Genomic DNA, 12,538 nt, shown 5'->3' on the forward strand with positions numbered 1-12,538 from the left:
AGATTTGCCTTGACTGCCTAGGCTGCCAGCCGGCACGGCATTTCGCTGACGAAGCGCGTTGCACCAAGTCCGCGCAGTTGCGGCGGCGGTCCGGTGAGCACGGTCTTCGGAGCAAGGTGACAGAGTGCTGTCAGTGCCTCTTCCAGTTCGGCGCGGGCCAGAGCCTCGCCAAGACACCTGTGTTCCCCGGCACCAAAGACGGGATGCCAGCGCGGGTGGTCCGTCCGGGAGATGTCGAACCTGTCCGGGTCCTCATAAACAGCCGGATCCCTCAGGGCCGCGACCACCAGCGGGCCGATCAGGCTGCCTTCCGGAATGGCGACGCCCTCAAACACCAGGTCCTTGGCTGCGACCCGGATGAGCGCACCGATCACGGGGTCATAACGTAGTCCTTCGGAAATGGCGCCCTGGATGTGTCTGTCGGTATCGGCGCAGAGCAGCTCCCACTGGTCCCGGTTCTGCATCAGCTGCGACAGGGTCGAGGTAAGGGCGCCGCGTGTTGTATCGGACCCGGCCAGGACCAGTGTTACGATCTGCATGCGCGTTTCGATGCCGTCGAGCCCGGTGAGGCCGGCACGCTGCAGGTAGTCGCCCAAAAAGTCATGGGCACCGGCAGACTTGTGATCTTCGAGCAGGTCGGCAACATAGCTGTTCAGCGCAGTCAGGTCGTCCGCCGCTTCGGCGAGCACCTGGGGGGATCTGACGGACAACGCCCGGATGGCGGAGTAAACCAGTCGGGTGACCATGGGCAGGTCGGCGCGAGGGACACCCAGCACCATGGCGACCGTGCGCGCCGCAAGTTGCCCTCCAATCCGGTCGCGGAAATCGATCTTTCCGTTGTTCACATGGTCTTCGATCAGGGCTCTTGCCAGCTGTTGCAACTTCGGCCGGAGCTGCCGGACAAGCGGCACGGCGAAACTTCTGGCAAGCGGTCCCCGGCGCCTGCCATGGGCCGGAGCATTGGAAAACAGCATGGAGTTCTGGAAGAGTTCGAAGACCGGGCCATTCGTGATGCCCTGGATCGCCATGGTTTCCGTTTCCATCTGGCGCGTCAGGGCCGGGGCAACCAGCTGCTGCATGTGTTTCAGGGAAAAGGTTATGAAAATGCCGTGCCGGTCCCGGACCACGGCGCCCTGCGCAGAGGCGTGCCGGACATAGTCGTGATCGGTCCAGCTCTCTTCCCGGGGCAGGATCTGCGGGGCGTTCATCAGGCTCTCCCTTTCGGCGCAGTCGCCGTTCGCTTCGGCGAGCGTTACGTTAAGGGAAGCTTGCGGGAGTTGGAGCGATTTGACAACAGGTGAGTTGGATGGGCTGGTGGCTCAGCAGAGCCAGCACCCGTCGGGTATCTCGGCCGTGGCGATCTGATAACCCTCACGGATCCAGTTTGCGATCCCACCTTGAACATTGGCGACATTGGTGAAACCGGCCTGCCCGGAGAGATATTCAGACAGGAGTTTGCTCCGTTGCCCGGTCTGGCAGATGAAGACAACTTCGTCGTTGGGCCCGGAGATCAACTTCTGCAATTCGGCCCCAAACTGCGGATTTGGATTGCCGCTCCGATCAAAGAAGGTCAGCAAGTGACTGCCGGCAATAACGCCCGTCTGTTTCCACTCCTCCGGACGGCGGATGTCGATCAAAGTCGTTCCGGCCGAGAGTTTGGCTTTCAGCGCATCATTGCCGATATCGGAAAACTTCTTTGCCTTGACGTCGAGGAGTTCGATCTCGAATTTGAGTGTCGCGTCGGGCGGAATGACATCTCCGGCACCTCTGGCGCCATAGGCCATGTCGGGCGGAATGATCAGCTCGCGCTTGCCGCCGACCTGCATGCCTTCAACACCTTTTTCCCAACCCGGGATTACCCGGCGTTCGCCGAGCGTGAAGGAAAACGGCGTGCCGCGATCGAGACTGGAATCGAACTTGGTTCCGTCCATCAGCCAGCCGGTGTAGTGGACCACGACGGTTTCGCCGACATTCGCTTCCTCGCCGGTGCCTTTTTCAATGTCGCGTATTTGCAGGGTTTCCTGTGCCACTGCGGGCAATGCCAGCATTGCGGTGACCGCCAGTCCCGCCAGCCATGACTTCAACATATTTCTCCACCTGAGTGTGTTTCGATCAAACTGCGCCTAGGTTGATGATTGCTGCACAGATTGCAACTCAATGCTACTTGATGGCTTCAGACTTTGAGGAAAAGGCTTCCTGTGATGCGTGTGCCCAATAGGATCTTTGCGGTTGCAACTTTGCTGCTGTGGTCGGAACAAGTGATCGCGCAGGATCTGCAATTGTCAGTGCCCCTGCAGTGCAGCCTTGGCGTCGATTGTTTCGTTCAGAACTATGTCGATATCGATCCCGGTCAAGCGGTCCTTGCCGCAGATTGCGGCCAGGCGAGTTACAATGGTCACAAAGGTACCGATTTCAGGGTCCTGAATACCCGGGTTGCCGCAGACGTGCTGGCGGCGGCACCAGGCACGGTGCGCGCCCTGCGCAATGACATGGCCGACCGGCTGGTGCGCACGAAGGAAGATCGACAGGCTGTTCAGAACAGGGAATGCGGCAACGGAATTGTCGTCTCACACGGCGATGGCTGGGAGACGCAATATTGCCACCTCCGCAAGGGTACAGTGACTGTCTCGGTAGGCGACCGGATCGAGCGTGGACAGCCGATCGGACAAGTCGGTTATTCCGGGTTGGCGGCCTTTCCCCATGTGCATCTGACGCTTCGGCACAATGGTGAAACGGTCGATCCGTATCTGGGCACCGTGTCTGAAACCCGCCGGCGCGCGCAGGCCTGCAAGGCTGGAGCGGAAACCGGTGTGCCTATGTCGACAAGCCTGTGGCTGGATCCGGCGCAGGAGCTTCTGGACCATGCAAACGGAGCTCTCCTCGAGACAGGTTTGGCTGGCGGCCCGGTCGGACCACTTGAGTTGGAAACGGCCTCGGCGACCCCGGCTTCAACTAAGGCGCCCGCCCTGGTTTTTTTCGCCAGGCTGATCAACCTGAAAAAGGGGGACCGCGTTGTCTTGAAGCTGACAGGTCCCAATGGCCTCATTGCACAATCGGATGGGCAGCCGCTGGAAAAGAACAAGGCCCAGTGGGTTGCTTATGCTGGTCGCAAAACCAAACCGTCTGGCTGGGTCGCGGGTACTTATGTTGGCGAAGTTGCTTTGGTGCGGGATGGCAAGGAAGTGCTGAGCGAGACGTCCGAATTTGATCTGACCGATTAAACCAGCAACCGCCCGGGCGCGGGGACCTGATAACATGTCAGGCATCAGGTCCGGGGCCCACTCAAATTAATGGGTTCTGACCCTAGACCCCGAGATGCCGGTCAACGATCCGTTGCACCATGGGAGCGAAGTGCCAGAAGTCCGGGGTTTCCATGTCTGGCTGCTTGCCGGCCTCGTCGAGATAACGCACCTGAATGATCTGTTTCAGGTTCGGGTTTTTCTCGAATTCCCGGACTTCCTCGTCATTCATCGGCCCGCCCTGAAGATTGAGCGAATGGATGGAAGCGTCCGAGAGGCGCTTGAAGTAGTCCGGTTTGGTCGCGCAAAGATAGCGCTTGGCGGCGACGTGGTAGCGTACGCAGTCGGTAATGACATCAGGGAAAAACCGGCTCAGCACGTCGGCCCCGGCCTCTTCGTGGTGCCTGTCTTCCGTGTCGTTCATCGAAAAAGTGCCGAACTCGGACGTGAAATGGCCGATATCATGGAGGAGGGCGCCGACGATGATGTCTTCCTCAAGCCCGTTCCGCTCGGCAAGTGTCGCGCCCTGAAGCATATGCTGCGCCATGGTAACGGGCTCGCCGAGATATTCTTCATCGCCGCACCGCTCGAAAATGTCTCCGAGGAAGGCAACGATTGTCTCGCGGGTCAGTTCATTTCCGTTCTGCTGGCTCATTCCGCTGCCTCCTGAACGCAGGTTTGCAGCGCCGCCAGGGTCGACAGCAGGCCGTCCTTGTCGGCATAACAGCCCTGTAGCCAGCGTGTGCCCGTGCCGGAATAGGCCTTGCGCGCGTGCAGGACGCGGGTGTTGTCAACAAGGAAGCACTCGCCGGGTTCCAGGCGGAAGCTGACCTCCATGGCAGGGTCGTCGATGATCTCGCCCAGTCGCCGGTACGCCTGGTAGTAGGTTTCCATTTTCTCGAACGGAACATCGGTGATCGCCGCGGAGGAGCGGTTGTTGAACCGCACAGCGATCAGCTCGCCGTCCGGCGCCAGTTCGATCATCGGCTTGCGGGATCGCAGCCTGACACCGGCTTCTCCGGCATATTCGAACCTGGCGCAATGGCTGCTGAGCACGTCGAACCAGTCCGGGTTTTCCTGTTTGAGGCGCAGCGCGGCCGCAAAACCGTCCACGATCATGTTCTCGCCCCCGGCCGCCGAACTCTCAAGGCAATAGAGCACCTGAATGGTCGGGACGGGATCACGGTAGGGATTGTCGGTGTGGGCCTGAAGCCCAAGTCCGGTATAGGCAAGATTGGTCGGATTGACCTCGGTGCGGACTTCAAAGTGCCGACCGTAATTGGTCTCACGCACAAAACCGAACAATTCCACGACCTGCATCAGGGCCTGATCCACGACCGGACCACCCGTCAGTTTGCCGAAGCCGGAGCGGGCGACATCTTCAAGCCAGTCACGTTTCGCAGCCTCATTGGACTTTACAGCAGTGAAGTCTGCTGACGGGACCCGGTCGTTCAGCTGACTGTCCCAGGTCTCGATATCAGGCGCCGTCCAGCCAAGGGTTTCTGTTGCCGGTCTGTCGTAGGAATGATCGTACAGCCATGAAAGGTCATAGGCGATGGTCTTGTTTTCCGGGACAAAGGTAACCTCAAGTGACCCCGCCTGGACCTTCGCCGTGCTGATGCGAATGTCAGGGGCAATGTCGCGCAAGGCAATCAGGCGCTGGCCGTTGCCCGGGGAGCGTGTTTCCGGGTCCGCCGCATTGTCGCGCAGCCAGATGGCATGAAAACGGTGGCTGCCACTTGCGGTGCTGAGGACAAGATATTTGCCATCCTCGTGAATTGAAACGTCTGACATGGTCCGGTCCTGTGATCCTTGGTTGAAGGCTAGGATCAAAGCATCTATCCATAAAATCAAATTAGGAATTACCGGTCTGAGGGTACGATTTGCTAATGGTTCGATCCAGGTTTGACAATATCCCGCTGGAATGGATCCGGGCCTTCGAGGCTGCGGCGCGATGCGGCAGTTTCACTGCAGCAGCGGACGAAACAGGGGTGACCCAGTCTGCTGTCAGCCAACGGATCGACAAACTGGAAAAACATCTCGGCACGCAATTGTTCCTGCGCCAGGCACGCAGCATCGCGTTGACGGTTGAAGGGGAGGCCTGGCTGCCTCATGTCCGCTCCGCCTTCGACAGTTTGCGGGAAAGCTCCGAAGGGCTCTTCGGAGGAGCGCGCAAGCGATTGACGATCTCGGCCAGTTCGACCGTCATTGACCGCTGGATCGTGCCGCGGCTGGTGCAACTGACTTCCGGGATCGAAACCCAGTTCTCCCTCCAGACCATGGTCCTGGCGACCGATGCCGCTCAGGAAGACGATCTGGTCAGGATCCGCTATGGCGCGGGCAACTGGCCGCAGGCCTACAAGATGGCCCTATTTGAAGAGCGCATTGCGCCCGTGGCTTCGCCCGCACTCCTCAAGTCGACGATGCCCTGGACGGAGTTGCCGCGCATTGCCTTGTCCGGACCGCGCCCAGGGTGGACTGACTGGAGCGCGCGCTTTGGTGTGCCGACAACCCCATTGCCGTCGCTACGCTTCGATACGCTGGTGTCTGCATTGGCCGCGGCGCGCGCCGGGCACGGCGTGTTGCTGGCGTCCCTGCCGCTTTGCCGGGACGAGCTGACTTCGGGAACGCTGAAACAGGTGACGACCGAAACGTTGCCGCATCACGAAACCTACTGGTTGCTGGCCTCCAGAGACGCAGTCACGCGCCGCCAATGGAGCCAGCTTGAAGCTGTGTTGCGCGATCGTCCGGCCTAGTTGGCCACCGTGCTGCGGACAGGTGGCGGTCGGATCGTGTTTTGGTGTTTCTAAGGTGTCTTCTTTTCGTTGGCCGAGCGGATCAGTTTCTCCAGAAGACCCGACAATTGCTGCTGTTCCTCGCCGCTTAGCCCGTCAATGGCGGCATGCTGTGTCGCAATATAGTCCGGGATCTTTGTCTTGATCAGCTTCAGACCTTTTTCCGTCAGGCACACGGTGAGCGCACGGCGGTCCTCAGGGTGCGGGCAGCGTTCCACAAGTCCGGCCTTCTCCAGCTTGTCGACCCGTGCCGTCATGCCGCCCGAACTCATCATGGTGGTCCTGTAGAGCTCGGTTGGCGTCAGCTTGTAAGGTGGACCGGAGCGGACGAGCGTGGCCAGAACGTCGAACTCGCCGGTCTTCAAACCAATGTCTGCGTAGGAGGGGGCAAGGTAATCCCTGCTCATGACCTGCGACGCCTCGTTCAGCCGTCCCAGCAGCACCATCGGCGACAGCTGGTCCTTGTAGTCAGGCATTTCCTTTTGCCATTGCCGCCGTGCGCGCTCTGCCCGGTCGATGAGCAGATCCTCCGGGTCTCCAAACAGATTGTCTTTTGGCGGTGTCTGTCTGGAAGAAGGTTTGCTCATGGTCTCTGGTCCGGAATTCTATTTGTTTCAAGGCGCGCCTGACAAGAGGTGACTCTCTAACGCGCTGAAAAATATCTTCTTTTCAACTCAGATCATTTCAAAAGGGGGGCGACGTGTCAATCAAAATCAAGAATCTTGAAATAAAGTATCTTGAAATCAAGATAAATAATGCTATCTCTCTGACAGCGGCGGGCGAGGTGCCTTTGCCGGATTTTGAAAGGATGTTCCGATGTCGGACACAATCAGCCGGGAGGAGAGGCGGGAAGCGGCTTTCTTGCATGGTCAAGAGCCGGCCTCAGTGAAGCAAAGGGAAAAACTGCTGGATCAGCCGCTGGTCCTTTTGCTGGTGGTCGGCAGTTTTCTCGCCGTTTCCACGGTGATCGCCAAGGCGGCCCCCCAGGTTGGCTGGCATCCGCTTGCTCTTTTGCAATGGTCCATTCTCGGAGGCGCCACTGGCCTTTACCTGATCACCAGGATGGCCGGTCTCGGCAAGGGCGTGCGGCAAGGCGGAGCCGTGATCGGCCTGGACAGGCGGCTCGTCATATACCTCACCCTGAGCGGATTGTTGTTCATTGCACCCAACATGATTGCGGTGGTTGCCGCTCCCAAGGTCGGGGCCGGGTTCGTCTCTCTCAGTTTTGCCTTTCCACTGGTCCTGACTTACGCCCTGGCCGTCTTGCTCCGGCTTGAGCGGCTGCAGGTCCTGCGCGGAGCAGGGGTGCTGTTCGGACTGGCAGGCGGGGTGCTTCTGGCCGTGTCGGGCGCAGAGCTTTCCGTTGAAGCCTCCTGGTGGTCGACGGTTGCGCTTTCCATCCCGGTGTTCCTGGCCGTCGGCAATATCTATCGCACGCTGAAATGGCCGGATGGGGCAAAACCGGTCAACCTTGCGCTGGGCATGATGGCCACCGGTTTTCTGGCGCTGGGCGCCTTCAATCTCGCCACCGGCGTTCCCGTTGTGCCGCAGGACTGGTCCACGGCAGCTGTCGGCCTGCTGGTGGCTCAGATTGCAATTTTTGCGGTTCAGTATGGCCTTTACTTTCGGCTGCAGCAGACGGCTGGCCCCGTTTATCTCAGCCAGATCGGATCCGTTGCTGCCGTTGTTGGCCTCGGCCTGGGTTATCTGGTCTTTGGCGAGATCCCGAACGCGGCGAAACTGGCAGCGGTGGCCTCCGTCGGCGCAGGCATCGTTCTGGTCACGCTCGGCCGCCGTTTCGGCTGAACGGCTTTCCAGACCCCGGCGGTGAAGCCGCGTCAAAAAGACGGTGCGCCGGGGTCCTGCATTTGCCGGAACGTGTTGACGGGGCTCCGGCTGTCGGATACCAGCGAAGCACTCTCAACCGCGTCAGAGCCATTTCCGCATGCTTTTCGATATCAACAAGACGAACTACAAATACCGGGAAGAGTTCGACGAATTTCCGGACATCGAGAAGCACACGTTCGAATTCACGAAATGCACCTGCGGCGGCACGGAGGCCACAGTGGTTTCGACCGTGTCACGGCACCGCAATTTCCTGCCGATCGTGGCTTGCGAGACCTGCGGCACGCTGCGCGCCAATCCGTATTTCACCGACGAGACAGCGGCCTATTACTACCGCAATGTCTATGGCAACGTGAAACGGACCGACCGGTCGCCGCAGCAGCTGTTTCGCGAGCAGCGTGCCTTGTCCATCGTGCCGTTTTTCAGCGACGTGATGGACCAGTTTCAGACCGTGCTCGATTATGGCGGCGGTGCCGGTGGCAAGACGGCTGACTTTATCGAGGCCGGCAAGGAGCTGTCACTGCACGAGGTGGAAAACAACTACAGCCAGTATGCCTATGAAAACGGCATCAAGCCGCATGCACCGTCCAAACGGTATGACCTGGTCGTTGTTTCACATGTGATCGAGCACATGATTGATCCCGTCAAGGAGATGGGGGAGATCATCGACAGCTGCTGCGCTCCGGATGGGCTTTTGCTGGTGGCAACGCCGATCATCGACCGTCAACGGGCGCGCCAGTGGCTGCAGCATTTTCACATTTCGCACAAATACTATTTCACCGAGGACGCCTTGATCGGAATGATGGCGGGCCTCGGCTGCACCCTGGTGAAACAGAACAATGCCGACTCGTTCCTGTTCCGTGTCGGTGGCGCGGTCGATCAGGAAAAAGTGGCCAGGCACTATCAGGCCGGCGCGGCAAAGACACGCGCGGCCATCATGAGAGAGCTCAAGCCTGGGCTGAAAAAGGTCCTGAGCTCATTGAAGTTCTGGCGGCCTCAGCCCCACAACCAGGCCGCACCGCGCACACCCGAACTGTCCCCGTGAACCGCCTTGCGGATCGGCGTGTCGAACGTGTCTGAAAAGATGTAGGGCGCCATCGCAGGCGGTAGGTCTTCATAGAGTTCATCGATGTTCGACATACCGCCGCCCAGCACGAAGACATCCGGGTCAAGCAGGTTGGCGGACATGGCAAGCGACCGCGCGAGCCGGCTGACATAAGCTTTATAGACGGCTGTCGCGGTGGCATCGCCCGACCGTTTCAGCTCCATGATTTCATGGCCTTTCAGCAGCGTTCCTGTCTTGTCCTGATAGTCGAGCTGGAACCCGGTGCCGGAACACCAGCGGTCGATAACGCCCTTGTGGCCGATCCAGCTGTCCGGACCCGGAAATTCCTCTGGCTTGAGCCAGGGAACCGTAATGCCGCCCCATTCTCCGCCGATGCCGTTGGCTCCAAGATGGGCCTTCGCGTCGATGGCAATGCCCGAACCACTGCCGGTGCCAATGATGATCGCGTGCACGATGTGGGCTCCCGCGCCGGCCCCGTCGGTGGCCTCCGAGACGGCCAGGCAGTTGGCGTCGTTCTGGATGCGAACCGGCCGGCCGAGAACGGCCTGCAGGTCCTTGTCCAGCGGCTTGCCGTTCATCCAGGTCGAGTTTGCGTTTTTCACCAGACCGGTCTTTGGCGACAGGGAGCCCGGGATACCGAGACCAAGGGTTCCACTTTCACCGGTAGCTTGCTCGGCGGCGTCGACCAGATGTTTGACGGCCTGCAGGCAGCCGTCATAGTCGTCGCGCGGCGTGTCCACGCGCTTGCGAAAGATTTCGTCACCTGTTCCGGACAGAGCGATGATCTCGATCTTCGTTCCACCCCAGTCAATTCCAAGTCGCATGTCAGTCCACCCGTTTCGGCAGTTCGAACGCGGCGGCCTGGCCGTCCGCCAGTTCCGCTGTCTGCTTGCCGTAGCTTTTGAATTTGTTCAGAATTTCGGTCATTTCCGCGTCATCAAGTATGACCGGGTCACCCAATGTGAGCGCGGACAGATATTGATCTGCCAGGTCTTCGACGCCCTCGGCCACAGAGAGCGCCTTTGAAAGGGTCGGGCCGCCGGCAATCTGGCCGTGATTGGCGAGCAGGCAGGCGTTGCGCTCGCCCAGTGCGCGGATCATTGCCTCGGACAAGGCTCTTGTGCCGAAACTCGCATAGTCGGCGCAGTCGATCCGGTCCCCCCCGGCAAGAGCCACCATGTAGTGGAAGGCCGGAATGCCGCGCCGGTGGCAGGACAGGGCCGTCGCGCGCGGGCTGTGACAATGCACCACCGCGCCGCAATCCGGCTTGGCGAGGTAGAAATCCAGGTGCATGCGCCATTCGGAGGAGGGCAGCACGTCACCGCGGTAACAGCCGTCAAGATCGAGCGCGACTATCTTGTCTTCCGTCAAAGTTTCATAGGGTGTTCCGGAAGGCGTCACCAAAAAACCGGAATCAGTGCGTGCACTGACATTCCCCGACGTGCCTTTGGTCAGTCCCAGCCGTGGCAGCGATCGGGCTGTCTCGATAATGTCTTGGCGCAGCGTGGCTGAATCGCCTGGAAAGGAGGACATCCTGAACCTCTTCAGTGCCTTGGGACGGTCAGATGAGACGGAATTGCGGGCAGGCCGCAGCGGCGGCCATAGATGACAGGTATCCGGTTGCGTTTTCAAGAGTTTGTATTGATAAATCCCGAACCCTTGACCATCCGGTCAGAAAGGATGCCGGTTTAGGTGACGATGGCAGGACTAGCGGACAGGATCAGGCAGTTATTGACGGCGGCGCGCACAGCACGGCCTGAGCGTTCGCCAAAGGAACCTGGTGCGATGCGCTCCGGCAAACGCAATGCCGGCCCTCGCTGGGCGGATCAGGAAGACGATCCGTTCCAGCAACCTGAAGACAGGCTGCAGGATCGGGGTGCAGCGGTTCACCGGTCGACAGGTGAGGGCAACGTCAGGCGACCGTTTGTAACGCCTTACTATTTCTGGGGAACACTGGCCTTGCTGACGGCCGGATTTGCCGTCGGTGGAGTGACCCTGAATGTCCTGAAGGATTGGACCAGCCAGCCCGTCTCGACAGGCCCGGGGTTGCCCGATCCATTGCTGCCCTTGCAGGAGACCGCACGCGAAGCGCTGCTGCGGCCGGCGCCGGAACTCGCCGCGGAACTGAAACGCAGTTTTCTGGGCAAGCCGGACGCGCTGTGTGCCGAGCTTCAGGAGCTCGGTCTGACCAATCGGGGCTGGCGCAAGGCGCCCTTTCACAAGGACCGCTGGCAATGCGCCTCCGATCTGGTGCCGCTGACCACACCGAGTGTTGATTATGGCGCGACAACGCTGTTTCTCTTGTTGCGCGGTCCGGGCGAAGACAAGATTGACTATCTCCGGCTGAAACTGGTTGTGGAAGATCCGCGTCAAAAGGAGATCGGCCTGGAAGCGGTCTGGCTGGTGATTGACGCACTGGCCGGGCGCTACGGCTGGACCGTGCCCGACACTTTCAGAAAGGCCGTCTCAGGGTTTTCGAAGCTGGAAACAAACCATCGCGGCGTGCAGCTTTCGGTCGCTCCGGAAGACCCGAAACTGACCGGCGATCCGCGCGCGAGCCGACGCATGAATATCATTATGGATTTCGGCGAGCCGGACCTGATCCGGCCCGCCGACAGATTTGAACAGGCACCGCCACTGGAAAGCGGCTGGAGCGTCAGGGGCCCGGACGATCGGGCAGGGGAATGAATTCCTCTGCATCGCCGGGGACTGTGTCGAAGCGGCCCTGTCTCCAGTCTTCCTTGGCCTGTTCGATCCGCTCCTTGGAGGAGGAAACGAAGTTCCACCAGATGTAGCGTTTGCCGTCCATCGGCTCGCCGCCAAGCACAACAAACCGCGCGGGGGCCGGGGAGTTGTTTTCGATCACCAGGTGGTCGCCAGGCTTGAACACGAGCAATTGGGCCGGGTCGAAGCTCTGGCCGGCAATCGTGATCTGCCCTGAGACGGTATAAAGGCCACGTTCTTCCCATCCGGCATCCAGCGGGATTCTCGCGCCCGGTTCCAGACTGATATCGGCATAGAACATGTCGGAGGCGGTTTTCACCGGGGCCTTGTGACCGTAAAGCTCGCCGGCAATCAATTTGACCGACGCGCCCTTGTCGGCGAATTCCGGCTGGTCCTCGACCCCGTGATGCTGAAAGCTCGGGTCGCCCTCTTCCAGATGTTTGGGCAGAGCCACCCAGCTTTGCAGCCCAAAGAGCGGTCGTGTCTGTTGCAGCCGTTCCGGTCGTTCACGCTCGGAATGCACGATGCCCTTGCCGGCACTCATCCAGTTAAGGGCGCCCGGGGCGATGGCAATTTCAGTGCCGAGACTGTCCCGGTGATACATCTCGCCTTCGAAGAGATAGGTCACCGTGGCAAGACCGATATGCGGGTGCGGGCGCACGTCGATACCGCCGCCGACCAGCAGTTCAGCCGGACCCATCTGATCGAAAAAGATGAACGGACCAACCATGCGCCGTTTGGCGGAGGGCAGGGCGCGGCGCACGGAAAAACCGCCGAGATCGGAGGTGCGCGGAACAATGATCGTGTCGATCGGATCGCAGCTTGCTGCATCGCCAGGGGTGGGGTCAGGGCAGTTCAGCCAGCTCATG

General features: G+C 60.1%; 13 protein-coding genes and 1 pseudogene. 5 read left to right on the forward strand and 9 right to left on the reverse strand.

Annotated features, from left to right (window positions below; translation table 11 throughout):
- Window positions 1-17: 17 nt before the first annotated feature.
- The 3 genes and pseudogenes from ACO6TG_RS26880 to ACO6TG_RS26890 form a co-directional block, all read right to left on the reverse strand.
- The gene (locus tag ACO6TG_RS26880) at window positions 18-1,208 is read right to left on the reverse strand and encodes a cytochrome P450 (RefSeq protein WP_422376015.1); all 1,191 of its coding nucleotides are present in this window, start codon (window positions 1,206-1,208) and stop codon (window positions 18-20) included.
- A 111-nt stretch (window positions 1,209-1,319) separates the two neighbouring features.
- Complete coding sequence (locus ACO6TG_RS26885; protein ID WP_422378959.1) at window positions 1,320-1,637, reverse strand: rhodanese-like domain-containing protein; 318 nt, start codon at window positions 1,635-1,637, stop codon at window positions 1,320-1,322.
- Window positions 1,638-1,700: 63 nt separating this feature from the next.
- Window positions 1,701-2,048 (reverse strand): annotated as a pseudogene (locus ACO6TG_RS26890) (FKBP-type peptidyl-prolyl cis-trans isomerase); the annotation flags it as partial.
- Between the two features lie 153 nt (window positions 2,049-2,201).
- On the opposite strand from ACO6TG_RS26890, the gene ACO6TG_RS26895 reads away from it, so the two are divergent.
- Entirely contained in the window at window positions 2,202-3,221 is a 1,020-nt protein-coding gene (locus tag ACO6TG_RS26895; RefSeq protein ID WP_422376016.1) for a M23 family metallopeptidase, read from the forward strand.
- Between the two features lie 82 nt (window positions 3,222-3,303).
- On the opposite strand, the gene tmpB is transcribed toward ACO6TG_RS26895, so the two are convergent.
- Window positions 3,304-3,894, reverse strand: a complete 591-nt coding sequence (tmpB, locus tag ACO6TG_RS26900) for a (R)-1-hydroxy-2-trimethylaminoethylphosphonate oxygenase (protein WP_422376017.1) — start codon at window positions 3,892-3,894, stop codon at window positions 3,304-3,306.
- Window positions 3,891-5,033 carry a 2-trimethylaminoethylphosphonate dioxygenase gene (tmpA, locus tag ACO6TG_RS26905; protein ID WP_422376018.1) on the reverse strand — a complete coding sequence of 381 codons (1,143 nt, stop codon included), beginning with the start codon at window positions 5,031-5,033 and terminating at the stop codon, window positions 3,891-3,893. The genes tmpB and tmpA overlap by 4 nt, the downstream gene beginning before the upstream one ends.
- Before the next feature lie 95 nt (window positions 5,034-5,128).
- On the opposite strand from tmpA, the gene ACO6TG_RS26910 reads away from it, so the two are divergent.
- A complete protein-coding gene (locus ACO6TG_RS26910) occupies window positions 5,129-5,995 on the forward strand; it encodes a LysR family transcriptional regulator (RefSeq protein ID WP_422376019.1) in 867 nt (288 codons plus the stop codon).
- A 50-nt stretch (window positions 5,996-6,045) separates the two neighbouring features.
- Here ACO6TG_RS26910 and ACO6TG_RS26915 read toward each other — a convergent pair whose 3' ends face one another.
- Window positions 6,046-6,621: a MarR family winged helix-turn-helix transcriptional regulator gene (locus ACO6TG_RS26915; RefSeq protein ID WP_422376020.1), complete on the reverse strand. Its 576-nt coding sequence runs from the start codon at window positions 6,619-6,621 to the stop codon at window positions 6,046-6,048.
- Window positions 6,622-6,850: 229 nt separating this feature from the next.
- On the opposite strand from ACO6TG_RS26915, the gene ACO6TG_RS26920 reads away from it, so the two are divergent.
- Window positions 6,851-7,840 carry a DMT family transporter gene (locus ACO6TG_RS26920; RefSeq protein ID WP_422376021.1) on the forward strand — a complete coding sequence of 330 codons (990 nt, stop codon included), beginning with the start codon at window positions 6,851-6,853 and terminating at the stop codon, window positions 7,838-7,840.
- A gap of 139 nt (window positions 7,841-7,979) precedes the next feature.
- On the forward strand, window positions 7,980-8,924 hold the full coding sequence (locus ACO6TG_RS26925; protein WP_422376022.1) for a class I SAM-dependent methyltransferase: 945 nt from the start codon (window positions 7,980-7,982) through the stop codon (window positions 8,922-8,924).
- Here the strand turns inward: ACO6TG_RS26925 and ACO6TG_RS26930 are convergent.
- Both ACO6TG_RS26930 and ACO6TG_RS26935 read right to left on the reverse strand, forming a co-directional pair.
- Window positions 8,876-9,769, reverse strand: a complete 894-nt coding sequence (locus ACO6TG_RS26930; protein ID WP_422376023.1) for an ROK family protein — start codon at window positions 9,767-9,769, stop codon at window positions 8,876-8,878. The genes ACO6TG_RS26925 and ACO6TG_RS26930 overlap by 49 nt on opposite strands.
- Before the next feature lies 1 nt (window position 9,770).
- On the reverse strand, window positions 9,771-10,478 hold the full coding sequence (locus tag ACO6TG_RS26935; RefSeq protein ID WP_422376024.1) for a class II aldolase/adducin family protein: 708 nt from the start codon (window positions 10,476-10,478) through the stop codon (window positions 9,771-9,773).
- A gap of 252 nt (window positions 10,479-10,730) precedes the next feature.
- Between ACO6TG_RS26935 and ACO6TG_RS26940 the strand changes: the two genes are divergently transcribed.
- Entirely contained in the window at window positions 10,731-11,633 is a 903-nt protein-coding gene (locus ACO6TG_RS26940; RefSeq protein WP_422376025.1) for a DUF6030 family protein, read from the forward strand.
- Here the strand turns inward: ACO6TG_RS26940 and ACO6TG_RS26945 are convergent.
- On the reverse strand, window positions 11,602-12,537 hold the full coding sequence (locus tag ACO6TG_RS26945) for a pirin family protein (protein ID WP_422376026.1): 936 nt from the start codon (window positions 12,535-12,537) through the stop codon (window positions 11,602-11,604). The genes ACO6TG_RS26940 and ACO6TG_RS26945 overlap by 32 nt on opposite strands.
- Window position 12,538: the final 1 nt, after the last annotated feature.

This window comes from Roseibium sp. (genome assembly GCF_965233565.1).
In the GTDB taxonomy this organism is placed as follows: Bacteria; Pseudomonadota; Alphaproteobacteria; order Rhizobiales; family Stappiaceae; genus Roseibium.